This is a genomic window from Pseudoxanthomonas sp. LjRoot204_2, assembly GCF_056175765.1.
Window position 1 is genome coordinate 2778 of the sequence record NZ_JBGFFG010000424.1, and the last position, 2812, is coordinate 5589.

1 protein-coding gene is annotated in these 2812 nt (G+C 65.2%); it reads left to right on the forward strand.

Going from position 1 to position 2812, the window contains the following annotated elements:
• Positions 1-75: 75 nt before the first annotated feature.
• A partial coding sequence (locus tag AC04L7_RS15925) for a TonB-dependent receptor (RefSeq protein WP_475513389.1) occupies positions 76-2812 on the forward strand: 2737 nt, incomplete at its 3' end.

Consider the following 2812-nt stretch of genomic DNA (forward strand, 5'->3'; position numbering starts at 1 on the left):
ACCGACCCCACCGGGCGGTTCCGCACGTCCTGTCAGCCAGCTTCGCCACATCACTCCCGTACCGAGGTTTATCCGATGAACCAATCCCGTCGTCTTCGCCTGTCCAAGCTCAGCCTTGGCCTCGTCGTCGCACTCGCCGCCGCGCCTGCCTTCGCGCAGAGCACCTCGGCCGGTGTGGGCGGCCTGGTCACCGACAATGGCGGCCAGCCCGTCACCGGTGCTGAAGTGACCATCACCCACATCGAATCCGGTACGGTCAGCCGCGCCACCACCGATGCCAGCGGCCGTTACACCGCGCGCGGCCTGCGTGTGGGCGGTCCCTACCAGGTGACGATCACCAAGCCGGGTTCGGGCACCAAGACTGAAGACAACATCTACCTGCAGCTCAACCAGACCAGCACCGTCAATGCGGCGCTGACCGGCGACCTGACCACGCTCGAGACGGTCACCGCCGTGGGCTTTTCGGGTGGCTCGGAAGTGTTCAGCGCCACGAAGATGGGTTCGGGTACCAGCGTCGACCGCGTGACCATCGAGAACCTGCCGTCTATGAACGGCAACATCCAGGATTTCATGCGCCTCGATCCGCGCGTGACCTTCAGCGACCGCGCCTCGGGCAGCATCACCGCCGGCGGCCAGAACCCGCGCTTCAACAAGATCACCATCGACGGCGTGTCGGCCAGCGACACGTTCGGCCTGGAAGGCAACAACATGCCGACGCAGCGCCAGCCGGTGTCGATGGAGGCCATCGAGGCCATCGACATCAACCTGTCCAACTACGACGTCACCATGGCCGGTGCCGCCGGCGCCAACGTCAATGCCGTGACCAAGTCCGGTACCAATGAATTCCACGGCTCCGTTTACGGCACCTACCGTGATGGCGACTGGTTCGGCGACTACCCGGCGCGCATCGCCGGCAGCTCGCTCGACGTCACCGGCCTGCCGTTCGACGAGTACGACGACGAGACCACCTGGGGCGTCACCCTGGGCGGCCCGATCGTGAAGGACAAGCTGTTCTTCTTCGCCAACTACGAGAAGTTCAAGCAGACCAACATCGGCCCGGCCGGCAAGAGCCAGGGCACCAACCCGCTGGCCGCCGGCACCGCCGACTTCAGCCCTACCGACCTGGCGGAAGTGCAGCGCATCGCGCGCGATGTGTGGGGCTTCGAGCCGGGCGACCTGACCGGCGCCGGCGATACCGAGCTGGAAGAGTACGCACTGAAGCTGGACTGGAACATCAGCGACGCGCACCGCGCCAGCCTGCGCTACAGCAAGCTCGAGCAGAACCGCGTGCGTCCGGAAGCCTCCACGGCCAGCATCCTGTCGCTCAGCTCCAACTGGTACAACCACGTCAAGACCGTGGAAAGCTACGTCGGCCAGCTGTTCAGCGACTGGTCCGACACGTTCTCGACCGAGTTCAAGGTGTCCTACCGCGACTATTCGGCCGTCCGTGTCAGCCCGACCACCGCGCCGACCATCCAGGTCTATTTCGACGATGGCGTCACCGGCAACGGCAACGACAACCCGATCGGCACCAGCAGCAACAGCTTCAGCGGCCTGGACGCGATCCGCCTGGGTACCGAGCGCAGCTCGCCGGGCAACGCGCTGCTCACCGAGACCTGGAACTACTTCGGTTCGGCCACCTGGACCGTCGGCGACCACGACATCAAGTTCGGCGCCGAGTACAGCGAAAACGAGATCTACAACTTCTTCCTGCAGGACTACTGGGGCAACTACAGCTTCTACGTTCCGCGTCCGCTGGTCGGCGGCACCCGTACGTCCGACTTCAGCAACCTGATCAACGGTCGCTACTTCGACTACGACCTGCAGACCAACCCGACCGACCCCGGCATGATCGCCGCGCGCTACAAGAACAAGGGTCTCGGCTTCTTCGTGCAGGATACGTGGTACGTCACGCCCAACCTGACGCTGACGCTCGGCGTGCGCGCCGACAAGCCCAGCGCCAGCCCGGCCGCGCCGTTCAACGCGTGCTTCGCCGCCGCTCCCGGCACGACGAACGCCGCGTGCACCGGCGGTACCTACACCGGTGGCTTCGGCATCGCCAACAACAACACCTATAACGGCGATTACATCATCCAGCCGCGCTTCGGCTTCAACTACACCTTCGACTGGGAGCGTCCGGCCCAGCTGCGCGGCGGTATCGGCCTGTTCCAGGGCGATGCTCCGCAGGTGTGGGTGGGCAATGCCTACAGCAACACGGGCATGAACTACATCTCCTACCAGAACAACACCAACCCGACGCTGGTTCCGTTCAGTCCGGATGGCCTGGACCAGAACGTGCCCGCCGGCGGTACGGGCGTGCGCAACGTCAATGCCATCAGCGACGACTTCGAGCTGCCGTCGGTGTGGAAGGCCAACCTGGCCATCGACGTCGAGACGCCGTGGAACGGTGTCGTGGCCTCCGCCGAGCTGCTGCTGACCGACGTCAAGAACGGCCTGTTCTACCGCAGCCTCAACGTCGGCCCGGGCTACGTGGGTCCGGACGGTCGCGTGCTGTACTGGAACCCGAACAGCGGCCGTCCGTTCGGCAACACCAGCGCCGGCACCGGCCTGCTCTCGCCCAATGGCGCGCGCACCGGTCGTAACACCTACTTCGGCGACGTCTTCCTGCTGGAGAACACCAACAAGGGCAAGGGACAGCAGCTGACGGTCTCGCTGACCAAGCCGGCGTCGAGCGAGAGCGACTGGTCCTGGAGCCTGGGCTACACGCGTACCAACGCCGAGGAAGTGTCGGCGCTGACCAGCTCCACCGCGGGTTCGGGCTACGGTTCGCAGCTGGGCTTCAGCATCAACG